At 36.9% G+C, this 24,279-nt stretch carries 19 protein-coding genes; 6 read left to right on the top strand and 13 right to left on the bottom strand.

Annotation, left to right across the window (positions count from 1 at the left end; all coding sequences use genetic code 11):
- Positions 1–12: 12 nt before the first annotated feature.
- From EGT34_RS00360 to ybaK, 9 genes are all read right to left on the bottom strand, one after another.
- A complete protein-coding gene (locus tag EGT34_RS00360; protein ID WP_000413998.1) occupies positions 13–2,331 on the bottom strand; it encodes a TonB-dependent receptor in 2,319 nt (772 codons plus the stop codon).
- Between the two features lie 85 nt (positions 2,332–2,416).
- Positions 2,417–3,034 (bottom strand): RraA family protein, encoded by a 618-nt coding sequence (locus EGT34_RS00355; RefSeq protein ID WP_001071709.1) that lies wholly within the window; start codon positions 3,032–3,034, stop codon positions 2,417–2,419.
- Positions 3,021–3,791 carry a (2Fe-2S)-binding protein gene (locus EGT34_RS00350; RefSeq protein ID WP_001097748.1) on the bottom strand — a complete coding sequence of 257 codons (771 nt, stop codon included), beginning with the start codon at positions 3,789–3,791 and terminating at the stop codon, positions 3,021–3,023. The genes EGT34_RS00355 and EGT34_RS00350 overlap by 14 nt, the downstream gene beginning before the upstream one ends.
- A 12-nt stretch (positions 3,792–3,803) precedes the next feature.
- Entirely contained in the window at positions 3,804–5,714 is a 1,911-nt protein-coding gene (locus EGT34_RS00345; RefSeq protein ID WP_000993053.1) for an IucA/IucC family protein, read from the bottom strand.
- Between the two features lie 9 nt (positions 5,715–5,723).
- Positions 5,724–7,565 (bottom strand): IucA/IucC family protein, encoded by a 1,842-nt coding sequence (locus tag EGT34_RS00340; protein WP_024437169.1) that lies wholly within the window; start codon positions 7,563–7,565, stop codon positions 5,724–5,726.
- An 11-nt stretch (positions 7,566–7,576) separates the two neighbouring features.
- Positions 7,577–9,016, bottom strand: a complete 1,440-nt coding sequence (locus EGT34_RS00335) for a DHA2 family efflux MFS transporter permease subunit (protein ID WP_000442379.1) — start codon at positions 9,014–9,016, stop codon at positions 7,577–7,579.
- 20 nt (positions 9,017–9,036) lie between these two features.
- Entirely contained in the window at positions 9,037–10,470 is a 1,434-nt protein-coding gene (locus EGT34_RS00330; RefSeq protein ID WP_000883684.1) for a lysine N(6)-hydroxylase/L-ornithine N(5)-oxygenase family protein, read from the bottom strand.
- Positions 10,463–12,247: an IucA/IucC family protein gene (locus EGT34_RS00325; RefSeq protein ID WP_001156889.1), complete on the bottom strand. Its 1,785-nt coding sequence runs from the start codon at positions 12,245–12,247 to the stop codon at positions 10,463–10,465. The genes EGT34_RS00330 and EGT34_RS00325 overlap by 8 nt, the downstream gene beginning before the upstream one ends.
- 373 nt (positions 12,248–12,620) lie before the next feature.
- Positions 12,621–13,085, bottom strand: coding sequence for a Cys-tRNA(Pro) deacylase (gene ybaK / locus EGT34_RS00320; protein ID WP_000186520.1), 465 nt, complete (start codon positions 13,083–13,085; stop codon positions 12,621–12,623).
- Between the two features lie 190 nt (positions 13,086–13,275).
- On the opposite strand from ybaK, the gene EGT34_RS00315 reads away from it, so the two are divergent.
- The 4 genes from EGT34_RS00315 (at position 13,276) to EGT34_RS00300 (ending at position 17,928) form a co-directional block, all read left to right on the top strand.
- Complete coding sequence (locus EGT34_RS00315; protein ID WP_000120631.1) at positions 13,276–13,578, top strand: hypothetical protein; 303 nt, start codon at positions 13,276–13,278, stop codon at positions 13,576–13,578.
- Positions 13,579–13,814: 236 nt separating this feature from the next.
- Positions 13,815–15,188 (top strand): ABC1 kinase family protein, encoded by a 1,374-nt coding sequence (locus tag EGT34_RS00310; RefSeq protein ID WP_000070798.1) that lies wholly within the window; start codon positions 13,815–13,817, stop codon positions 15,186–15,188.
- A 229-nt stretch (positions 15,189–15,417) separates the two neighbouring features.
- The gene (locus tag EGT34_RS00305; RefSeq protein WP_171059669.1) at positions 15,418–16,701 is read left to right on the top strand and encodes an acyl-CoA dehydrogenase family protein; all 1,284 of its coding nucleotides are present in this window, start codon (positions 15,418–15,420) and stop codon (positions 16,699–16,701) included.
- Positions 16,702–16,722: 21 nt separating this feature from the next.
- Positions 16,723–17,928: an acyl-CoA dehydrogenase family protein gene (locus tag EGT34_RS00300; protein WP_001053244.1), complete on the top strand. Its 1,206-nt coding sequence runs from the start codon at positions 16,723–16,725 to the stop codon at positions 17,926–17,928.
- A 119-nt stretch (positions 17,929–18,047) separates the two neighbouring features.
- On the opposite strand, the gene EGT34_RS00295 is transcribed toward EGT34_RS00300, so the two are convergent.
- On the bottom strand, positions 18,048–19,271 hold the full coding sequence (locus EGT34_RS00295; protein WP_000993546.1) for an alkane 1-monooxygenase: 1,224 nt from the start codon (positions 19,269–19,271) through the stop codon (positions 18,048–18,050).
- A 189-nt stretch (positions 19,272–19,460) separates the two neighbouring features.
- Here EGT34_RS00295 and EGT34_RS00290 point away from each other — a divergent pair, with 189 nt between their 5' ends.
- The gene (locus EGT34_RS00290; protein WP_000339569.1) at positions 19,461–20,408 is read left to right on the top strand and encodes an AraC family transcriptional regulator; all 948 of its coding nucleotides are present in this window, start codon (positions 19,461–19,463) and stop codon (positions 20,406–20,408) included.
- A 39-nt stretch (positions 20,409–20,447) separates the two neighbouring features.
- On the opposite strand, the gene EGT34_RS00285 is transcribed toward EGT34_RS00290, so the two are convergent.
- The 3 genes from EGT34_RS00285 to EGT34_RS00275 form a co-directional block, all read right to left on the bottom strand.
- Positions 20,448–22,313, bottom strand: coding sequence for a SurA N-terminal domain-containing protein (locus EGT34_RS00285; RefSeq protein WP_000443420.1), 1,866 nt, complete (start codon positions 22,311–22,313; stop codon positions 20,448–20,450).
- A 131-nt stretch (positions 22,314–22,444) separates the two neighbouring features.
- Positions 22,445–22,717, bottom strand: a complete 273-nt coding sequence (locus EGT34_RS00280; RefSeq protein WP_001043034.1) for an HU family DNA-binding protein — start codon at positions 22,715–22,717, stop codon at positions 22,445–22,447.
- Between the two features lie 169 nt (positions 22,718–22,886).
- Positions 22,887–23,342: a phasin family protein gene (locus EGT34_RS00275; RefSeq protein ID WP_000368000.1), complete on the bottom strand. Its 456-nt coding sequence runs from the start codon at positions 23,340–23,342 to the stop codon at positions 22,887–22,889.
- 210 nt (positions 23,343–23,552) lie between these two features.
- Between EGT34_RS00275 and EGT34_RS00270 the strand changes: the two genes are divergently transcribed.
- Positions 23,553–24,200 (top strand): hypothetical protein, encoded by a 648-nt coding sequence (locus EGT34_RS00270; protein ID WP_000005343.1) that lies wholly within the window; start codon positions 23,553–23,555, stop codon positions 24,198–24,200.
- Positions 24,201–24,279: the final 79 nt, after the last annotated feature.

Raw genomic sequence — 24,279 nt, 5'->3', positions numbered from 1 at the left:
TCGTTAGTTGCATTAATAGTTAAAAGTATAACTTAAACCATAAGTACGGCCTTCTGCAGGGATTGCTAACAACGGATTAGCATTAGAGACGGCTGCTTGCTGAGCAAATACTGTTCGATACTGACGGTTCCACACATTATAAACACCAAAATCTACACGACCTTTCCAAGCCGGGAAATGTGCTAATACATCCATAGTGGTATAACCTTTGATTTGCGCAGCACTATTCGCATCATTCTTTACAGCGTTTTGGAAAGCTTCATCTTGAGTTGTTGCAAATGCTGCTAATTCACGGTCATCTTTATAAGCTTTATTTGTTCCTTTAATAGCTTGCATCTGAACACGAACACCATACCCTTCATTATTATCCCATTCAGCAAAAAGGGTTCCTTTCACTGGAGCAACCGTAAATGAGTTTAATTCATGCCATTTATTCGCCACGTCTTTATACTGACCACGGGTATATCCTAAAGTGCCACCGACCTTATAATTTTCCATAAATGGATAACTAATAGTTGCTTCCGCCCCGTATACTCTTTGATCTGTATCTACAACCTTTGCTGCACGATTGTTGAATTGGACAGTTTTATCCGAAGTATTGTAAAAACCAGTCAATCCCAGATTTAGGCCATCATCCTGATTCAAACGCCAACCTAGTTCATAACTATTTACTGTAATTGGCTGTAGATTTGCTGTTGAAACGGTATAAGTAGAAACATCGCGCAACATACGTTGTACGTCAGGGAAACTAAAGCCCTGAGAGAAATTAGCATACACCTGCTGTGCATCTGTAAGTTTATAAACTGCACCTAAATTAAATAACGGCTTATCATCATGTGTTGATCCTGCCGGAACCATTGTTGTCTCTCGGCTAGGAATATAAGCATCGGTATCCGCTTGAATATATTGGTAACGAATACCTGCTTGCAAGTTCAATTTATCCGTAACTGCATAATCGCTTTGAACAAATGCTCCAATATTTTGAATTTCAGTGTTTGGTCCATAACCTTTACGTTGGCCTGTTGGTGTATACACTAAATAAGGATATTGAGTTGCCAAAATATCAACAAATTGCTTATCTTTTTCCCAATCATAATCAAGGCCATAGGTTATTTTCATATCCCGATTGGCAATATTAAGATCGGTTTGCATAGTTGAACGTAATCCAGCTACTTCAATTTCTGATTGAGACTGGTTTACAGAAGTCACGGATTTATTTGATAGGCCATATGGGAAGAAACGTGATTTTTCATTTCTATAATATGCTTCAACATTTAGTATTTGGCCTAAAAAGTCTTGATTTTGATACTGTGAATTAACAGCATAACGCTCGGTAAATAATGGATTACTAAGCTTTAAACCTTTAATTGCCTTATAAGTTGGCGTTGTAGCATCATTACTCTTAGAGGTTGTCGGTAAATAAGAGTAATCCGGTCCGTAGTCAGTATCCTGCTTATCTTTATAGTACTGGGCACCAAAGCTCAATGTCTGAGTATCATTTAAATTGAAATTTAAACGCCCATTTACATCGATAGTATCAGTGTCCATCGTACTACCTTGCCAAGGGCTTAAGGAAATTCTATCGCCATTTCCATCAAATTGAGACCCTCTACTTGTAAAATTAGCTCCTAAGAAACCATCCATATTGCCTTTATTAAATGAGACAGATTGTCCGACTTCATAAGCTAAGCCGTCACTACGGAATGTATCTGAAGATGTAATGCCTACTTTTGTTTCAAAGCTAAGTGGTTTAGATGTATCTGCTCTTTTAGTAATAATATTAATAATACCGCCAGTAGCACCTGACCCATAAATACTAGTCGCACCTGAAATTACTTCAATGCGTTCAATCATACCAGGACTAATACTATTTAATTGACGAGAAACATCGCGAGAACCTGTTTGCGAAACGCCATCGATCATGACTAATACGTTTCGTCCACGCATTGTCTGACCATAATTACTTGTTGTTCCACTACTTGATGCAAGAGATGGTACAAGTTGAGCAAGAATATCAGCAACTTTACGACCCGCCGTAGCTTGCTGGATAATTTGTTTCTGATCAATAGATTGAACTGTACCTGCAATCTCTGCAATATTTTTTGGTGTACGAGTCGCAGTTACTACAATCTTTTGCAATTGGGTTACTGGTTTTTGTGTTGCATTTTCGCTTACCTCAGCCGTTTGAGTTACGGTTTCTGCATAAGCCTGCTGTGCAAAAATAGCCGATATGGCAAGACAACAAGGTGTCATCTTAAAAAGTACTTGTTTTGAACGTATGTGATTACGTGATTTAACCCCAATCTTATTGTTTACATTCATTTTTTCCATTTCTCCCTAGCCCAAATGTTACTCAACGATTTTTCAAGAGGCACGACATCATACTAAATACAAACATTAATGAGAATGATTTTTATTAAAAATAATAGTCATCTATCTTATTTTTTAAAAAGAATTCATTTTTCTTATTTTGTTCATTTTGCTCAAGCATTTGAAATTCTTTTAAATATTGCTGTGCCACATCCATTTTTATTATAAATATTCCATCTGCATCCCCTACAATCAGATCTCCAGTTTGTATAATGGTATGATTAATATGAATCTTGGCATCTATTTCAACGAGACTTTCCCCTTCATTACGAGTGGTTAAACAACTGGTTGTATGAGCAAATATAGGAAGTTTGAGTTTAAGTAAAGCCTGCCGATCTGTAATAGCACCTAAGACCACAACCCCAGCCAGACCACAGTGTATAGCAGCTACGCTCCTTTGCTCTCCCCAGCAAGCACGTTGTAGATCATATCTTGCATCAATAACGAGAACTTCATTTGGTTGACAACTCATCAAGACTTGTCTTAAACCACTCGCATTGATCGACTCAATCCGAACTGTACGTACAATCCCCACCACCTTATCTTCAGGTCTTAAGGGGAATACCTGAGGAATATATCCCTGATCAAGTACATGACCAATAGTAGAGGTTGCTATTTCTTTATATGCTGTAACAAGTGCTTTATAAGTATCAATTTGATTCATCTTTAAATTTTCCGATTTCTTTTAAACGTAAGGGACAATTACGGCATAAGGTCTGCTCAGCCTCTTCGAGCTGAAAATAGAAACAGCATTTTTGTCTCATAAAAGTATTAAATTCTGGATGCCATCCATTCCATAAACGCACAAATGGATTTTCAGTTAAATAAAAACTTTCGGCAGCTTTTGACTTAAAGAATTGTTTTTGCTGTTCTAACCGAGACTGTATATCCGGATTTAGATTTTGATTTGTAAAAGAATGATAAAACTGTACTACTCGAACAGCTACATTTTCCCAGAGTAATACATAAGGTACGCGACCTATTTTCGCTAACTGCTTAAATAGCACATTCAGTTGTTCTATCAAGTCATTAAACTCTTGCAAATGTATAATCTGAAAAGAATAAAAACTTGTTTGGTTTAACTGTAAAGTCCTATCCCAATACCATTGTTCCGGCAAGTCTATAACTAATGCTGAACTATCCCATTTTACAAATGGCAAAACAGCCACATGGCAATATAAAAAAGGTAAGATCCAACTTGTACACCAATATTTGACAAACAATGAGGTCGCACAAGTTAGATTTTTAGCATGAATACGTGTTGCAAAATCCTGTAACACCTGTCGACATACATCATCATTCAACAGACAATCTAAGGTTGTTGAACTTTCAGGTAGTATTTGAACATTTAATTTCAGACGCTGTTGCAATATAGGCAGAGTTGCGCACTTCTCTGCCTGTATTTTAAAAGACGTATTCATCGTCAGATATCACTAACAATTTAAGGCATACCAAAGTGGGTTTCGGGTTTTCCCAATTCCCGATGGCATACTACCAATCCGTGTATCTTGTTCTAGCAAAGGTCGAAGTAACTGCTTATATGGCCATTCAGGCACTTCAAATAGTAAATGTTGGAGCTGAGTCAAAATCTCTGGCTGGAAATTTAGATTTTGAATAACTTGCTGTAACGCATGAGCAAGTACAGACCATAGATTCTTAACTTCAATTTGATAATGACTCGCTAAATTATCAACAATACACCCTAGATTAACCTGAATACCTAAAGTTTGAATATAAAATAACAGAGCCTCTACCGATTCATGATAAAGCGTATTTCTAAAATCATGTGGACTCAAATAATTAGGATCTTTTAATCCGTTTTGCTCTACCCAAGGTAAATAAATACGTAATGAATCATGATCACGGAACATCAATCCATCAAATTCGCCATTTTTCAACACAAGACATATGTTTTGCCCATGAATTTCACCCATAAGCCCTAAGCTGAATAATCGCAAATTTACATCAAAGAAACATGTACACAGTTTCTCAAACTCGATAAGTATCTGCTTGGAGTTTATTTCCTTGTGTTGAAGCTGCAAAATATAATCAAAAATGGCAGGCTGACCCGTAATTGTATGTCCAAGACTTGCCATTGGTATAAGTTGATAAGGTTCTTGCAATAATTCAGCTGGAATATGACGGCGCTGAGCTGCCAAATGGGTAGGTTTCTCTACAAATAACCACTCATTGTCTGCTGTCCGGTCATTTTGCTTCTCGGGTAAATATGACCACCATTGTGTTTCTTCACAAAGCCATAATTTTTGTTTTAAGACAGCATCTTTTGCCTTGGCTTGCTGTAATAATTTCTGATTTTTTTCACCATTAATCATTTTCACAATAGGCAAAAATCTTAATGAACCAAGAGCTTTAATTCCTATCGGTAATTTTAGACTTTCTTCTAAAACATTTTTTGATAAGAGGCTACGCATAGACGCACTGGCATACATTCCTTTAGAGATAAAATTCAAAGGATGACAAACGCCGTCGGCAATATCATCCGCATAGAACTTAGGAAATAAATGCTCAAATTGCCAAGGATGAATTGGCATTGCAATGTGGGTTTCATTTAACCCACGTTGAAACATTTCCTGTTTTAATTGATATCGCTCAGCACGAGGAATAAAAATTTCGCTTGGCTGTTGTTTAAAAATATTTTCTACCCCTTCACCAAACATCATTTTATCTTTATGTACAGCCACCCAATGAATAGATAATTCTTGAGCGAATTCCGGACAATATTGTATATACTCTTGCTGACTGAGACCTTCTTTTAATTTGGCTAAAGGATGATATGGGCGGTCCCGATAACCTGCATATTGTTCTAAAATGCGGAATCTATGTGCCAAGCTTTGATTCAATAAATCATGTGCATTTACCCGATGCTGTTGTAATAAATGATATTGCTTTAAACATTTTTGCAGCTGCTCATAAAAGGCTTGAACTTTATCAGCACTACAATGATTAAAAAGACCTATCGCTTGAATAAACTCAAAAAGTTCTATTATCCCAATCACATTGATCTGAACATGATCATTTGTGCGTTCCAATAGAAAAACTTCTGTTTCATTAGCAAACTTCCAGGCTTGAGTAATACCTTTTTGTACCGTAAACATGACCAAGCCTTGCCGATTCTCTTCGTGTAATAGCACAAAAGAAAATTGTTCAGACGTGTTTTTAAATACTTCTTGAAGATTTTTGCCATGTTGATTTAGCGCAGTTTGGGCAGTCGCAAAATCAAAAATAAACTGTTCAGGAATAATCGTTTCAACCAGTAGGCTATTGATAAAATCCTGTAAGATTCCTTGGTTCATTACTTGATAAACGGGCTGAAGTGCATTCATAGATAAATCTCACTTCACCTGCAATTTAAAAGGAGCTAACGGGTTATCGACAAATTTAATTTGTATACTACGATCGCCAAATAAACGCCGTTTAGTTAATGACTCAATGCGCAATTTTTCGGCAAAAACATCAAATAATTGGTAACGTGAAGCATGCTCTGGATGTTGCTGTTGGTAATTTTGGATGACTTCCGCAGCCCATTGCCAGAATTTTTTTTCTGGAAGATCAAAGTTTTGATTTAAAAATATTGCAATATCGGTTAAAGCCACAAAAAACAGACAGGCACAGCTAAAATCACGAATACCATTTAAATCATCTGTCAAAATAAATGACATACTGTTGGTTTTTGCATGCTCAGGCGGCAACTGATCGAGTTCAGGAGCCAATTCAGGGTGTGCTAAATGTGCTGGACTATAGCGCACACCATCATGGAAGTCCTTTAAAAGAACTCGCGTTGGCCAACCTTGTTTATGTACAAGAATAATATTTTGGCCATGTGATTCAGTTGCAATTCCCTCCGCAAAAAGTAAATGAATCAAAGGAGTAATCACAACTTTCAAAAGTTGACGTGTCCATGATTCAACACCATATTGCTGTAACCATGGTGCAATTAATGCTTGCCCATCTTTTTGGATATGACTCACGCCATTTAACGGTATTGCATCTTCACCTTCACGTAAATATTGATGCACACTCTCACGCCATAGACATCCAATTGTGCCATAGGCCTGTTGAGCATGTGATTTTGGCAATTTAGTAAAATCCACGCTTAAACCATACACTTCACGTAATACAGCAAAATCAAGCTCTTGGGCGGTTTTGCTCTGTTTAATTAAACGTTGCAACCAGTCTGTAATAATTGGCCCATTCATTACTGTATGTTTTGCCAGAACACGTGAGCTTGATGTGTTTGTTAGACTCATGGACAGTTTGATATAAGGCTTTTCCGGATGCTGCAAGTTAGTCATAGTGCGTAGAGATTGTTGGGCTAAATAGCGATCCTGACTTTGCCCTAAATAAACAATTTTGCCATTTAGAATTTCTTCAGCAAAAATAGAAATTAAATGGTTTTCCCATTGCCAAGGATGAACCGGAATCCAAATATATTCATCAGCCTTCAAATCACGATCTGAGAGATGTTGCAGGAATAGCTCTTGGTCTTGTGAATTCAATTGCTCCTTAAAAAATAAATCTGGCTCTATATCTTCTGAATGTTTTTTTGCAACAATGTCCTGATGCACAGCCAACCAGACCAAGGCGATTGGTTGGGCGAACTCTACACCATAGCGTACATTGTCTTGTAAACTAAAACCTACACGTGACTTGTAACACGGATGATATGGATGACCATCCATTAAATATGATTCTAAAATATCATATGGATATTGAATTGCCGGCAAAGCATAGTGATCAAAACATGCTTGAGACTGTAAATCATGAATAAATGTTCGTTTTAATTCAAAAATAAAATCTTCAACTTTTGCTGCATCGGTTATGGTTCTAAGAATTTCATCAATAACTAAATTTAAAGTAGCAATCTGATAATGACCGTTTTCATCTTGACGAAATACATCCTGATTACGGGCGAGGCGTACCAGTTTGTAACTATATTGTCTTTGCCCTGCAGCGACATAACGAATGGTTTGGCGCTGACTATTTTGTACTTCTATAATAAAATTTTTTCCATCATATTCTGAATGAATAATATCTTCAAAAATTAAAGCTTGAAGTAATTGTTTAATAACACGTTGCTCAACATATTTTGCCTGATCCGAATTTGGATGCTGCCAAGCCTGTAAAGCATTTTGAATCGCATGTGTATTTGATAAAACTGGATGTAATTGTCCCATTTTTATGAATCCTATTTCTTTAATTGGTCGATTCTGTACTGTTCAGGAAAATGCCATGCGAAAGGCAAAGTGCAAAGTATAAGAATTGCACAACACACAAAGATTTCCTGCATAGTGTGAAATGATGTAAATATTGCTTGAGTATTTAACGGCAATGATTGTTGTCTTAGCTGAAGATATAACGCGGCAATAACGACTGCCACTGCAGCAAAAATACGTCGGAATAAATTATTTAGAGCGGCCGCTTGAGTAACTAGATGCTGTTGCTGCTGGCGTAAGCTGTTCAAACCTGCCGTAGTCGATGGCATATAAGAAAGTCCCATTCCTAAGCCATGTAATATCATACAAAACACAATGAACCAGACATTTTGTACAGGTGCCCAAGCAAGCAAAAGAAAAGAAGCCACAGTAATCATTAGTCCAAGAGACATGATTTTTGCAGCACCGTAACGATCTAGATATTTTCCGGCAGGTTGACTACAAATACTGGTAACTACTGCACTGCTCATTAGCGCAAAACCAGTCCAAAGCGGACTTAACTTTAGAAGGTGCTGTATCCATAGTGGAATGAGCAACATGCCAATAAATAAGCCTACTGTTTGTGCCACACAAATGACTAAGCTGTAGCGGAAACCCTTCGTAGCAAACAAAGCTGGCTCGATTAATGGCATAGACTTATTCTTTTGTACAAAAATAAATCTTATAAAAAGCAGCACACTTAGAACTAAAAGCGCACCATATAGAGGTTGAAGTAAGTCCTGAATTTGATGGATTTGGCTCAGTGTCCCAAGTAATAAAACTATGCTTGAACCGAGAAAAAAGAATCCTGCCCAGTCAAACTCTTGCTTATTGTCCCCTTGCTCTTTAGGTAGAAAAATATAGCCTAAAATTAATGCCAGACAAGCAACAGGTAAATTGATAAAAAATAAGGCTTTCCAATTAAGCCATACCAAAACCAGTGCTCCGAGCATAGGCCCAACTGCTAAGGTTAGCATGATCATGGCACCCCATAATCCTGTTGTCCTTCCCCGTTGTTCACTTGGCGTAACAGAAAAAATTAGTCCAAGAGATAATGGAATCATTAATCCGCTACAAAAGCCTTGCAGAGCTCTAGCAATCAACACCGATTCAAACTGATTAAATAAACCACCTGCTGTAGAAGCCAAAGCAAACCCCAATAAGGCAATTAAATAAATTGATCGCTTACCAAAACGCTGGCTTAGGAACCCAGCTAAAGGCAAACTGATACTCATTGCTAATAAAAAGGCAACAACGACCCAACTTGCCCATACCTCACCTACCTGAAAATAGGACATTAAATGAGGTATTGCAGGGTTGAAACTACTGTTATTTAAACTAACCGTACCTGTACCAAGCATAACCGTCAGAAGTACGTAGCGTTGTAAACTTTGCTCATGAGGTTGAGCCGCGGACACAGAAGAACGTTCCATACACATATCCTCTGTTCAGCTTATTCAATATGCTCAGATAATTTACTTCGTGCATACGCTCTCAAAGCAGAATGATGCATTGGCCCTGATTTATTTAAGGGTCTTGAAAACTCGGTTATTTTTGAGGCTGCAATATTGCGAATAGAAACTTCTTCTTGCGCTGATGCATTCACTCCAAATTGTTGGAACGACTGAGAATGATCAAGTTTGAATAACTCTTCACCAACCAATTGATTTGCAATTGTGGCTGCCCTATATGCTCCTAAGCCTAAATCAGGTGTACCTACGCCGTGGTGATAAACTTCCATATTTTGAATAAATATAGATCCCTCACCTTGATAATTGACTTTAAAGTTTGAAGCCACCTGCCAATGGTCGGCCTGATCTCGTATGATCAAAGATTGTAAATTTTGTAGAAACTTAGGGTTTGGATAACGATAACCCGTTGCTGCAATAACACAATCAGCCTCCAGAATATAATTCTTATTTTGCTGACGGTGTTCAAAACACAACTTTGTTTTCTGGTTTTCTAAGAGCTCTGCATATTGCAGTTGATGATGTCCAGCCAACGTAACATCTGTAGGCATTCCACCGATACTACGATGATATAAACGCTCATAAATATCACGTATCGTTTTACTGCTAATACCTTTATATAAATTTGCTTGTTGCGCTGGTAACTCTGCCTTTAAACCTGATGGTAAATGGTAAAAGTAATGCATGTAATCCGGACTAAAATGTTCTAAACCGAATGGTGTATTTTCCATTGGAAAGAAACCAGCAGAACGGGTTAACCAATAAAGATGAAAGTCTGGTGTAGTTCGACCATTCATATACTGACGATCAAATAGATCTAAAAAAATCTCTGCTGCGGACTGTCCAGAACCAATTAAAACTACATTTCCTGATAACTTCTGAGAGCTGTACTGTAAATATTCTGATGAATGCAGGCAGGTTCCTGATTTTGAGTAAATCTGTTGTAAGCTTTCTGGTAAATGTGGTGTTGTACCCACTCCCAATACCAATTGTCGAGTACGATAATGTTGGTGGTGCCCATTACACACTACCTCCACATCAAATCCACCTTTAATCGGTTTAATATCCAGCACATGACTACTAAACTCAATATGGTTAAGTTGTTCTACAACCCATTGACAATAATGATTATATTCCTGACGCGGTATATACAAATTTTCTCTAAAATAGAATTTATATAAACGTTGATGGTGTTTTAAATAGTTTAAAAAACTAAAAGGGCTGGTTGGCTCAACCATACTAACCAAATCAGCCATAAAAGGAACTTGTAACATCGCGTTTGGCAATTGCATACCAGCATGCCAGTCAAATTTCTCACGCTGATCAAAAAAGCGATATTGCAGCCCGCTTTTATCATGTAACAGACTAGCCAGACTTAAATTAAACGGCCCCAGTCCAATTCCAATAAAATCAAGCATAACTCACATCCTTCTGTTCAACGTACAGTGGATTTGGTAGCTGCACATACACGGACTGATGTTCTAATGGTGCAATAAGCTCATCTAATTCATGTAAACGTGTAAGTAAATTGCCTTTATACGGTAAAGAATCGTTAAACAATAAACCCTGTAATAATGTGCTATCTGGATATTGCTCTAATAATTGAAGTAAATTTTGTTGCAAATGGATTAACAGTTCATCTTCAGAGATATAGCCAGTTGCTCCAATTGCATTAATCAAACCAAATAAAGTGTTGCCAAAGAAATAATAACTAAAGCGTTCATCCACAAAATCTTTAGGACCAACCGCATGAGCTTTTTCTAGTAAATCAGGTAATGCTTCTACAATTTCAGTTGCAAACTCTTCAATATAATAAAAGCCTTGGTTGTCACGTAACCAGAGATTTTTCGGTAAACCATCTTCTAGCTCAAGCAATACATTTTGTTGATGCGATTCAAAAGCCATACCGTATTTATGATAAACATACATTAACGGAGCCAAGCCAATCTTCAAGAAATGATCAAACCAATCCAAAGCAATTTCTTTAAAATTCATTTGTTGATTTTTCTGAGCAATTTGGCCAAATAAAGCATTAAAACGATTTAACTCTTTATTTGGATGGTCTTGACATAAAGATGCAATACAAGTGACTTGTTGCTGTACTGCAAATGGTTGATCACGGAAAATACAAATTGTCTCGTTAATAATCTCGCCGTCTATTTGCAGAGCTATCCAGGCTGGATCATTAACTGCTTTCAATGTTGGGCACTGTTTTAATATTTTTTTACCTAAATCACTGTGCCATAAACGATAAGAAATTTCGCCACGATGACACTCTTTTGCCAAATTCACTCGAATTGAATTAGTAATCATGACTGATAGTGAGGTTTTAACCATCCAAGGGGCGTTAAAACTTGCCAAGGTCCGAATTGATGTAGTCGGTGAAAATTGCCATCCACGTAAACCGATATCAATTAACTGTCCTGTTTGTTTTAATTGCTCAAACCAAGGTTTACCTTGTAAATAACGAGCTTGCCAAGGATGTAGTGGCAATAATTTAAATTCAACATGAGTCTTTAACAGGTTTAAATCGCTTTCGGACAAATACCAACGGATTGCGTCTTTAACTTGATCTGAAATTGGCTGCTCAGTTGCACAACCTTCAGCAATATAATTCTGATGAACAAGCCAATAATGTAACTGAGTTTTTCCAGCATGTTCAGGTGAAAACTTCAACCAATCTTCATGAACAAAACCATTCCGGCTTTTAGGCGCTGGGTGCATACTATGACCCAAAATTAATGCCTGTTCACTTTCAATAAAATTCTGTCCAGCCTTTACTAAATCATCGAAATCATTGTGGCGTTGTTTTAAGAATTGTAGTAGCGCGTCCCGGCTTTGTATCCATTTCTCTAACAATGAAGCAGCATCTAATTTGAATTGAGATTCAATAACCAACTCTTCAAGTAAAAGACTAACAATGGTTCCTGCACTGATTTTTTGCCATTGACCATCAATACACATTTTCGGTAAAGCAGCGAGACGATGGCGTCCTACACGACTCACATAAGATAAAGGTACAGAACATTCTGCTTGTATAGAAGGAAGAGGAAGAGTTAACAGCGTCAAACCAGAGCTAAACGCTTGTTGAGTTGAACTTTGTTGGTCAAAAGAAAGTAAATATCCTTTGCCGGTCTCTTGCATATAAGCGTTGACGAAATTTTGTATCGCCAATCGGTTGGCAAGTTCTTGCATCTGACTACATCCTATTCAGAATCTTAAGCTTTTGTTTAAAAAAAATTTCTTTTTAACAATTTGTTAAAAACAACTGCTTAATCATATTTAGTTTATGATTTTTCTACTCAGCCAATGTAAGGCTAAGAATAATATTAATGATAATTATTATCATTTAATTATTCAACATGCTGAATAATTTTAATTTTTTTAATAAATTTTTGAAATTAAATATGTTTATTCTAAGAGTGACTACTTAATGTAAATTTCTTCACTAAATTTAACAATAGTATTAAATGATAATATTCTCATTTACAATAGGTTTTCATTATAAAACCCGACTTGAGCCAGTCCACTCCTGCTTAAATTAATAAGTAGTCACCTTTTCATAAATTTAATCAAGTACGTCTACAAATTGCGCCGTTAATATTTGTGCTAAATCTTTAGGATTTACACCAATATCTAACCCTCTCTTACCGCCACTTACATAAATTTTGCTGAGCTCTTGTGCAGAGGCATCAATTACTGTCTTCAAACGTTTCTTTTGGCCTAAAGGACTAATTCCGCCCACTAAGTACCCTGTTAACCGTTCGGCATCTTTAGGATTTGCCATCTGTAATTTTTTACACCCCACTGCCGTAGCTACTTTTTTTAAATTGAGTTGATGGTTAACTGGTATAACCGCAACAAAATAATTTTTCTCATCGGTAACCAGAAGTGTTTTAAACACCTCATTTACATTAAGGTTTAATTTTTCCGCAGCTTCTAAGCCAAAACTTTTAGCATTTGCGTCATGTTCATACTCATGGATAGAAAATTCGATTTTGTTACTTTTTAACAGTCTACATGCAGGAGTCATAGGAGTTTAAATTTTAATGAAATGATATTGATTATATTTATTTTAAGAAAAGTTTAAAATTTGCTTAGGCTATTTACATCATTTACATGAAAAATCAAACCTACACCGAACAAAAAACAATCTAAACTTGATATTGAGTAGATGACTCCAATATATTTAGTTGAGATTTAAAGTCTGAACTGGCGAATTTATGAGTTACAAACACAATAATCTGATGGCAATGCGTCACCGTTTTTGGGATGAGTCTTCAGATCATGTATTAAATGAAAAGCAATTTTTACAGCAGACCTTAATCGAACAAGGCATTTTTAATAATGCGACTTTTGATGATGTTAAGTACTTTTTCTATACACTGCCTAGCATCGTTATTGTAAAGGCTCATGCGCTTGGTTTTATGCATGATTCCGTCAAGCAAATGGTTATTCAACATATTCAAGCTAATCGTATGCATTTAATGCAAAAGGCTGAATTGAAAATTCAGTTTAAAATGTAATTTTACGGTTAGCATCTGATACGACGTTTTATAGTGGTTTATTTTTCTGAGTGGTGGATATTTTAATTTTCTCTCTAACGCTTAGGCTATTTTTAGAAAATTAAAATCTAAAATGAGACTTTCAACTCACCATTCAGTCTGAGGGAACTATTTTAATACGTTCAAAACATGTAATATTCGTTACAATTTTAGATCACCAGCGTTTGGCTGCATGATGCGCATAGGATTCTATTTTCATGTCAAATCAGAACGATAAGCTTAAGAGTTTAAAAACTTCTTCCATGGATCGACGCTTATCAATCGCGAAAGCTTCTTTACTGGCAGGAACACGTTGGGCTACTGCAAGTGCCTCTTCCCTCTTTTCTAGTGAAGAAGAAAAAGAGAAGAAGCGTAAAAAGGCAATGAGCGAGCAAGCTAATTATCTTGTTTCTGAAATTGGCAAACTAAAAGGTTCTATTGTCAAGATTGGCCAAATGATGGCGCTTTATGGTGAACATTTTTTACCAGAAGAAATTACTCAAGCTTTAAATACCTTAAATAACCAAACTGTTGCTTTAGACTGGCCAGCAATTAAACCTCATTTACAAGAACAACTAGGTTCTAAGTTAAATGATCTAACAATTGACCATGAGCCTATCGGTACGGCTTCTCTGGCACAAGTTCATCGCGCAACACGTAAGTCAGACGGTTTAGAGTTAGTTTTAAAAATTCAATACCCTGGTGTTGCGAATGCAATTGACTCCGATATGAGTCTGTTTAAAAACATGCTTAAGCTTACACGTATGGTTCCTCAAACTCGTGAGTTTGATCAGTGGTTTGATGAAGTACGTGAAATGATGCATCGTGAAGTCAATTATCACGTAGAGGCAGCCACAACACGTCGCTTTGCTGAGCGTTTAAAAGATGATGAGCGCTATATCGTCCCTACAATTGTAGATGAATACTGTACCGATCAAGTCTTATGTATGACCTTTGAACGTGGCGTGCCAATTAATAGTCCAGTCATGCTTTCCCTTCCTCAAGAACGCCGCAATCAGCTCGGTGAAGCTTCACTAGAGATTGCAGTTCGTGAGATTTTTGAATGGGGCGAAATGCAAACTGACCCTAACTTTGGTAACTACCTTGTTCGTTTAGGTAATGGCCAAGATATTCAGGATAAAATTGTACTATTAGACTTTGGTGCGATCCGTCAGTTCGATGAACATTTACTCTCAGTTGCGCGTAATCTTATACAAGCGGGTTATCAGCATGATAAACATGCGATGGTTCAAGCAATGACTGGATATGAGTTTTTCGATGCAATGCCTGAAAGTATTAAACCCGGCATGGCCGATGTCTTTTTACTTGCGACAGAAGCATTCAGTACCCCTGCAAATAATCCAGATATGCCAGCTGGGCTGATGGATGAACATGAACGTTATGACTGGAAAAAGAGCCAGTTACATAGTCGTGTTATGCAGCAAGCAAGCAAATCAATGGCGTCTCGATATTTCTCGGTTCCTCCAAAAGAATTTATGTTTATTAGCCGTAAGTTTATTGGCGCATATACATTTATGACTGTTATTGATGCCAAAACAAATGTACGACGTATGATTCGTAACTTTGCTTAATATTATTAAGACTAGAATGACTCCGTGTCATTCTAGTCAATCCAATCAAAATAGTTCTTTTTAAAAATTTATTTTATTTTTTGAAATCAGAAACATAAACCAAAACCTATTTTGCTTTTACCATTTATCTACTCATTTTTTGAATGTCAGCAACGACATAGTTTTTTCTTATACAGCGTGTCAGCATAAAACAATAACAATGTGTTAGGACACCATAATCATGACAAATATGATCAATAAAGCCCAAGGGTTGGGTTTATCGCTGATCACAAAACTAGCTGGAAGCGATGTACTTGATCAACTCAAACTACGTAAATTTCTTGAAAGGTCTCTTTACCAAGGTTCAAAAGTTGGTTTTAGAGCATTAAGTCAGACTCAGAAAGCATTTAAACCTAAGCAAATTCCCCAACAACGCCTGCCTCAACAGAAGAAAAACCTATTTGATTTAAGCCTAACTGAAGAACAACAAATGACTTCAGAGGCAATGTCACAATTTGCTCAGGAAGTTTTATTGGGATTAGCTCATGATGCTGATCAGACAGCTCAATTTCCAGAAAGCCTTTGGCAATATGTAGAAGATTTAGGATTAAACTATTACGCTCTTCCAGAAGCACTAGGTGGTGTCGCCGCTGAACAAAATATTGTAAGTAACTTATTGATTGCTGAAAAACTAGCTGAAGGTGATTTTAGTCTTACAGCAGGGCTCTTAAGTACGTTTAGTGTTATTAATGCCATTACACGTTGGGGTTCTACTGAAGTTCAGTCAATGTATTTACCTTGCTTTGCAGAAGACTCCGATATTACCGCCACTTTCGCTGTACAAGAAGCTACTCCAGCATTTAACCCTTATGTTTTAAAAACAAAAGCTTCTCTTGAAAATGATCAATATTTTATAGAGGGCGAAAAAACATTGGTCATTTTAGGAGATTTGGCTGATGTGTTCTTGGTGAGTGCAGACTTTAATGGCAAGCCGGATGTATTTGTAGTACAAGCTGGCGATACCATTTCTATTAAAAGTACTCCTGCTATGGGTCTCAAAGCAGCAGAGACAGCTACATTAAAATTCAGTCATACACCTGCTCTACGACTAGGTGCAACAGATTTTGATTACACCGCCTTTTTAGATTTAGGCAACTTAATGTGGTGTGCAATGGCTGTAGGAACCTGTGAAGCAGTAAAAGCCTACTGTATTAAATATGCCAATGAGCGAACTGCTTTCGGAGAACCAATTTCACATCGTCAAAGTGTCGCATTCATGATCGCAGATATGGCAATTGAAATTGATGCTATGCGCATGCTAATTCTAAATGCCGCAAGTCTTGCCGAAGCAGGTAAACCTTTCCATCGTGAAGCATATTTAGCTCGTCTTCTTTGCGCAGAAAAATCCATGAAAATAGGAACAGATGGCGTACAAATTTTAGGTGGTCATGGGTTTACAAAAGAACACCCTGTTGAACGTTGGTATCGTGATTTACGCGCAACCGCAATTTTACATTCTGGCCTACATGCTTAAGATCAATCAGAGGATATTTCCATGAATTTACAAAATCCAAAAAAATTCAAAATGATGATTGATCAGGCACATGATGTTGCGATCAATGTATTACGCCCTATTTCCCGTAAATACGATAAAGCAGAACATGCTTATCCGAAAGAACTCGATATGCTCGCTTCACTCATTGATGGCATGAATGAAGGTGGTGAAGGAATTAATGCAGGTGCTGCCGGTGCAGGAAAACGTGGTGAAACTGATAATGAAGGAGTCCGTAATGGAACCAACATGTCAACAGCGTTAGGCATCATTGAAATGTGTTATGGCGATACGGGTTTATTGCTCAGCATGCCACGTCAAGGTTTAGGAAATTCTGCAATTGCCGCGGTCGCAAATGATGAGCAGCTAGAACGTTTTAAGGGTACTTGGGCAGCTATGGCCATTACCGAGCCAGGTTGCGGTTCTGACTCTGCTGCGATCCGTACTACGGCAACTAAAGATGGTAATGACTATATTTTAAATGGTGAAAAGATTTTCGTAACTTCTGGTGAACGTGCGGACTCGGTAGTTGTATGGGCTACACTTGACCGAAAACTTGGACGTGCAGCAATCAAGTCATTCGTAGTGCCTAAGGGTACACCCGGAATGAAGGTTGAACGACTTGAACATAAGTTAGGTATCAAAGCTTCTGATACAGCCGTTATTAGTTTTACTGACTGTCGTGTTCCGGCTGAAAACTTGCTCGGTAACCCTGAAATTGATGTTGCAAAAGGTTTTGCCGGTGTAATGGAAACCTTTGATAATACACGTCCATTAGTCGCAGCAATGGCAATTGGCTGTGCCAAGGCTTCTTTAGAGCGTATTAAAGAAATTTTTAAAGACCAGTTAGACTCCAATTACTCTACTCCATATTTACAAACTTCTAACCTTGCTGCACAAATTTACCGAATGGAAGCCGAATGGGAAGCTGCACGGTTACTTATGCTGAAAGCCACCTGGATGGCCGACAACAAGAAACCAAACTCAAAAGAAGCTTCCATCGCTAAAGCAAAAGCAGGTCGTGTAGGCAATGAAATCACTTTGAAGTGTGTCGAGTTAGCAGCAAGTGTTGGCTATAACGAAGATGAACTACTTGAGAAGTGGGCACGTGATTCAAAAATTCTTGATATTTTTGAAGGTACTCAACAAATCCAGCAACTTATTATTGCTCGACGTGAGCTTGGAAAATCTTCAAGTGAACTAAAATAGAAATATTGCAAGGGAGTTTTTTAACTTCCTTGCTTTTTAGCACTATGACTTATCGGCAAAAATAAAACCCTCTAATCACATGATTAGAGGGTTCGGTATTTCAGGAATATATTTTTTAATTATTCAGCCTGTGTAGCTTCTAAGGACTTATCGACTACACCAAATTTTTTGAAGATTTTTGCACGACGTTTTGGTGAAATATTTGCTTTATTTAAATCCCCTTTGTAGTGATCAAATACACGCTTATCCATCATTTTAAACCACCATGAAGGAATCATGGCTGGTAGCAGCATACTTGCATAGCCACTTGGCAACTCTGGTGCTTCATCAAAATGACGTAACGCTTGGAATGGACGAGTTGGATAAGCATGATGATCTGAGTGACGCTGTAACTGATATAAGAATAAGTTGGTCACTACATTGTTATTATTCCAGCTATGCTCTGGCATTGTACGTTCATATTGGCCATTTCCTTTTTTCTGACGCAATAAGCCATAATGTTCAATATAGTTAATAATTTCGAATAGGCTAATCCCGTAAAATGCTTGTGTTGCCAAATATGGAATCGTACCTTTACCAAAAATTCCTACCATAGAAGCATGGAAAGCAGCACTCATACCCCAGCCTTGCAGCAATTCATTATCGAGTGACCAAAACTCTTTACCTTTACGTTTTAAACGATTTTTCTCAATTTCAATTGCTGATTTAAAAGAACCGATAACAGTACGTGGCCAAAATTCATAGAATGTTTCACCCATACGTGAAGATGCCGGATCTTCAGGAGTCGCTGCACGCTTATGATGGCCATATGGATGCTCAATACGGAAATGGTTGTAACCTGTAGGCACCAGAGCAAGATGAGATAAAATATGGTCTATACGATCATGTTTATGGCTTAATTCATGGGCTGTATTAATTGCAATACCATTAATGGCACCCATCGAAATACCAAGCAAAATTTTGTCAATAAATGAAGTATCTTTACGGCTTGTTAAATAACATGCATAAATATTTGCCGCATACTGCAATGGAATAAAACTTTTTACCAAACGCGAATAATATGGATCTTTCTCAAGAAGTTTAATTTCTTCATCGGTTGGATTACGCGCATCTTTACCAATAATTGTATCAATTGCAGGAATCACAACGTGTAATAAAAGTGGGCCACCTAAAGCAAATACTTTCTTTAATGGGCGTGGACCAAAATGGTATCCAGCTAAAATACCTAAACCAATTACAGGTAGAGCCGGACTAATCATCCATAAATAGCGCTTACGATCTATCTCACGCATAGACGCTGGCACTGGCATAAGTTCTTGCTGAACATTTACTGGTGCATTCATAGTCATATTTCCTTTTTCTATATATCTATATAGTTAAAGAAATACTATTTTCTTAACAGTTGTAACCGTCCAAAAAACCTATTTCAAAGTCTTTGGCATTTTCTTCCACTTTTTTGTCCTAAAAACACATGTTGATCTATTCTTATAGCTCACTATAATTTTATTAAAATAATGATTGATCACGTAAACATGGATGCACTAAGTAAATTTTTTGATGATATCCACTTAAATAAGTCTGAATATATTTATATAAAAGCACAAGGTGAATGGGCTTTTAAAACACAAGATCAATCTGCTTTACTGGCTTATATCGTTTTAACGGGTTCTGTATATATCCAATTAAATGTGTCAGAGAAAATAACAGCAAGAGCTGGAGATATTATTTTAATTCCTTCTGGAAAAGCGCATCATGCTACAGACTCAAAAGCTACTGCGAGTAAACTTGTAGATCCAGTCGATATTACCCCATTATTTAATGGACATCGCCACGATCCAATTGAGTTAGGCTCATCAACATCTGAAAATACCCTATTACTCTGCTTGCGCTGTCAAGTCGATACTTATATGGCAGGGCCACTTATTAATGCATTACCCTCTATTATGCATATTCAACATGAGAACCAGGCCACTCCTCCTGAATGGTTGCAAATAGGTCTCTACTTTTTAGCGGTCGAAACACAAAAAATCCAACCAGGTCATGACAAAATTATTGATCACTTAGTCAGTATTCTTTTAATAGAATGTATTCGTGATCATATTCAACAAATGTCAGATCAACAAAATTGGTTAGGTGCCCTCACACATCCTGAATTAAGTAATGCTTTATCCGCAATTCATAGTCAACCTGAAATAAGCTGGACTGTTGAATCATTAGCTGAGCAATGCTGCATGTCACGATCTAAGTTTGCCAATCTTTTTAATAGTATTATTGGTGAACCACCTCTTACTTATTTACAGCATTATCGTTTCCGCTTAGCTAGCCAATATCTACGCACAAGTAATTTATCAATACAACAAATTTCAAATAAAGTGGGCTATTCTTCCGAAACCGCATTTAGTCAGGCATTTAAAAGAGTATTTGATTTATCACCTAAACAATATAGACAAAATTATATTGGCACTAATCTCGATGAATAATAAAAAAAGCGCCGAAGCGCTTTTTTTATTACATAGATTTTATTTGATTTTAGCGTGTGACTTTAAGTATTCGCTGTAATCTTCAAGTATCTGTTGACCACGAGATTGGCGGTAAAGCTGTTTTAATTGTTGCAACTGATCAGCAGGCATAGCGTTAACAGCAGCTGAATTTACATTAGAAACAGCCACAACCACTAACTCATTTGGTAAGTTCGCGATAGTTACAGACCACATACCTGGTTTTGGCGCAGGAACACTAAATGCTGCACGCTCAATTGCACGTTTTAAACCTTGTGAACGAGTAAATACACCCGCTGATTCAAAAGCAACTTTATTTTTCGCGACAACTTGTTCAGCTGGCTGAGTTTTGAATTCTGTCAGCATTGTAGCGATTTTCGCTTGAGCTGCTTTACGTGCTTTCTCATCAATTACTTTAGCTTTTACTTCATTCATTGCTTGGGCAAGTGGTTTAACACCAGCCGCATGATAGTCACGTACTTTAACCCAAACAGTATCTCCGTTCGCTAATTGAATATTAGATGAAGCATTACGATCGCCATTTTTCACATCATCATTAAACAATTTAATTTTTACGTTAGGATCACTTAAATATGGATTTTGAGTAGCTAAAGTTACACCATTTAATGATTCGATTTTTGTACCTTTAACCTGCTGTACAACAGCATCTAAAGAATCATTACCAACAATCGTTTCGTTCAAACTATTTACGGTATCTGAATAAACAGAAGCAACTTTATTCTTTTCAACTTCTGCAATTAAACGTGGTTTCTCAGCTTCAAATGAAGGAATTTGGTTCGCCTGAGTCTCCGCTTCAATAATATGATAGCCATATTGTGTTTTTACTGGCTGAGAAATTTGACCATTTTTCAAGCTTAGAACAGTTTTATCAAATGCATCAGAAAAAACACCAGGTGCATATGCTTCAACTAATCCACCTTTCGTTTTAGAAGTTGGATCTTCAGAGAACTGAGCTGCTGCTTGAGCAAATGAAAGTCCACCCTGAATTTTTGCATATACATCTTTAGCAAGTTTTTGAGCTGCGGCATCATCACGAGCGTCTGTCGTAATAAGGATATGTTTCACTATGCGTTTAGCATCTTTTTGCTGAGTTTCTACAAACTTTGCATAAGCTTGTTTAAGCTCGGCATCTGTTGCTGGAGCTGGCTTAGCCATTAAAGACGGAGATAAAACAACATAATCTACATCAACAGAAGCAGGCTGTTTAAACTCATTCTGATGTTTGTTGTAGTAATCAGTAGCCTCTTGGTTCGATGCAGTTAAACCAGCTTTATAAGGGTCTAACTTAATACTAGCCAAATGCAATGTACGCTGTTCAGTTTGCAAATTCGCAATTTGCATTAAATCAACTTTACTCACTAAAGAATAATCTGCAAAAGTTGAAGTCAACATTTTTAAAGCGTGATCTTGACGTAAGCTAGCAATTAAGCCTTCGCTTGTCATACCAATCGAACGCAAATAATTTTCATATAATTTTTGTGAAAACTGGCCATTTTCTTGCAAACTTGGCTGCTGAGCTAACATTTGCTCGATTTGAGCATCGCTTAAAGAAATACCTAATTTTTCAGCTTGTTGAATGAGCAAATTACGGGATACCAATATATCAAGAGCTTTGGCTTGAATTACCGGTAAATTAAGTAAACTTTCATCACCCTTTACAGCAGCTAAATATTGTTCTTTATACCTTTGCGTTAAAGTTTCAAGGTCTTTTTTTGATATGTCCTGTCCATTTACAGTTTTTGCGACATCTGCCTTGTTTCCCCTATTAAAATATCCTTCAATACCTACAAGCGCTAAAGGGGTCAAAAACAAAACTAAAAGGACTTTGCCGAGCCAACCCTTAATGACTGTACGAAACGATTCCATAAGTATTCCAATATTTTATTTCGAGGAGAATTTTAACTGAAAAACCACAATGAATGAATGAGCAATATTGGTCAATTCAGATTTTTAATAAAAAACGCGCCTATATTGGCGCGTTTAATCATCTTAAAAGATTAAGCAACTGAATCTTTAAGACCTTTACCAGCTTTAAAGCTAGGTACTTTTGTTGCTTTAATTTGAAGCTCTTCACCAGTTTTAGGGTTACGACCAGTACGTGCAGCACGTTCTTTAACACTGAAAGTACCAAAACCAACTAAAGTTACTGTGTCACCTTTTTTAAGTGCTTCAGTAATTGACGCAATTGTCGCATCGAGTGCCTTGCCTGCATCAGTCTTAGATACTCCCCCTTTTTCAGCAATTGCATCGATTAATTCTGATTTATTCATGAATAAAACATCCTCTTAATATCGTTTGTTTAAGGTCCAAGGCTATAGTTTAAAAGGCCATGACGCCTTTATAGCAATGCTTTGGGGGAAAACGCAATACTAGAGCAGAGCTTTTAGCAAAAATAAATGCTAAAAAACTGTTATATATTTGCTAAATCCCTACATTTTTTTACTTTTCATTCAATTTTGCCTTCAATTTCTGATTTTCTTCAATTAAAGCATCTACCTTTATATGCAGTTGAACTAGGAGTTGTTCAATGTGCTGTAAATCCTTCGGAGTGACCAAGCCAATTCTATTTAAAGAGTGGTTTACACTCGTATCTAAAATTTTCTCGACCTTGTCTTTTGTATCAGAAACCGACTCTTTTGCTTTTTCGGTTACTTTACCAACAGTTGTATCTGCTAAATCACCTGTTTTGGATTCTAACTCTTCCCCTACTTTGACTAATGAGTCAAATAGTTTGTTCCCTTCTTCTTCGGCACGTGAAAAAGCACCCAAACCTGCCAACCAGATTTGTTTAGTATACTTTCTAAAATCTAATGCAGATTTCCTAGAACTTTTTGATTTTGATTTATTTTTTTCTCCTTGCTCTTCTGCTTGTGTTTCTATGTTTGCATTATCCATTGATCTAAGCTCCTGATCGGATGAGAGAGACGAAGTGTTATTTAACCACAAAATATTCTTATAATAACAAAGTCAAGACTTGATACATTTATGAAACTGTTCTACAAAACAATCATGTCATGTAAATATATTTAACAGGACATTGTGTTAAGTTTGAGATAGGATGTCTCATTCTCTCAATTAATCTCTAATATTTAAGGATAAACTTTTATGAGTGAAACGCAACAAAGACAAAAACATCCACGTCTGTTGCTGAATATTGTTCTAATTATTTTAGAAACTTTTTTCTCATTTATTCTCACCCACGATGGTGTTCTTCGCTTGCAAGCGAAAAAGTTTATCGCCAATAAAATAACAATCCGTATTAATAGCTATTTGCCATTTTTCGACTTCTATGTGCAGTTTACGGAAAAAGGATTGCTATTTGATATTCACTCATATGACCGTCGGATTGATTTAGAAATTAATAGTACTCTCGTTGACCTTATCAAAATTTTTGTTTTTTCAAATCAACGTAGCCTGAATAACATGCGAATTGATGGGGATGCAGAGACTAAAAAAGAACTCATCGATTTAATTTCGCATCTCACTTTACCTAAACTTCTAGCAGACTGGAAGCAGTGGTTCAACGCACCAGATGATGAAGCCGAAGCACTAGCCTCTCGCAAAAAAATTGCTCCATTACTTGAAAAAATCGACCAACAACGCTCAGAAATAAATTCGTTGCATGTCGAAATTAAACAGTATCAAAACCGAATTGCACGTTTACAACAGCGCCAACGGAACATTAACTTGTGCTTTGGTATAATTAGCCTAATATTTATTGTTTATTTCATATATAATTTGTGGGTAGCTTAACTTATTTTTTCTAATTTGATCCTGCACTTGAATTAAAATTAAAAAAACTTGACTATTTTAGTCGGGATTCATAAAATCC

Origin of the sequence: Acinetobacter sp. FDAARGOS_558 (assembly GCF_003937785.1) — a bacterium.
In the GTDB taxonomy this organism is placed as follows: domain Bacteria; phylum Pseudomonadota; class Gammaproteobacteria; order Pseudomonadales; family Moraxellaceae; genus Acinetobacter; species Acinetobacter baumannii.
This window is presented reverse-complemented; position numbering and strand designations above follow the sequence as displayed.